Here is a 665-nt window from a genome sequence, read left to right on the forward strand (position 1 = left end):
CGTCGAGGGCTTATATTCTGATGAGGAAGTGCAGGAAGCCCGCGCCAAACTTCAGGAAATGGAGAAGGTAAATGATGAGTCAGAATAATAATTGCGTAACTCTGCGCCAGTATCTTGATAATGCAGGGAGTATTTGGGCGGCGATTAATTCGCTTGAACCATTCCCGTTTATTACAGACGAGGTGCAACTGGAATATATGCAAACCTTGAACTATGGCGAGCGTATTATGGCTAAGGCATTTATTGGCGTAACTGTTGATGATGCTGCCGCTCAGATTATCCTGTTGTATAAGGATAAGTGGGATAAGGTAATGGATTTCCAGAATTTCGCCGGGAATATTGGCGTTACCAGCGGGCGTAAAATTGGTGGTAATGTTACCACTAATACGCATAAGTTAGGGGACGGCGAAACGATTAATTCTGTTGCAGCATATAACAGCATTAATATGGTTAAGGATAACGCGACCGATTTTAATAATCAGGAAACTATTACGGAGGAAGTAATCAAAGACACGACCGACGAAACATTTAGCGTTAAAGCCGCTTTCGAAAACTTGCCATTAGTCGAGCGAACAAATATAATTAATATTGTTCTGAAAGACGTGGCGAGTTATTTAACTCTCTCTGTTTATTAATAAGGGTATATATCCTATGAAAGTTACTCA

Annotated in this window: 1 protein-coding gene; it reads left to right on the top strand. The window is 40.9% G+C overall.

Annotation, left to right across the window (positions count from 1 at the left end):
- Positions 1-71 precede the first annotated feature (71 nt).
- Positions 72-635, top strand: a complete 564-nt coding sequence (locus N1032_RS25775) for a hypothetical protein (protein WP_259543463.1) — start codon at positions 72-74, stop codon at positions 633-635.
- The last annotated feature ends 30 nt before the right edge of the window (positions 636-665 follow it).

The organism is Herbiconiux daphne, assembly GCF_024979295.1.
Classification (GTDB): Bacteria; Actinomycetota; Actinomycetes; order Actinomycetales; family Microbacteriaceae; genus Herbiconiux; species Herbiconiux daphnes.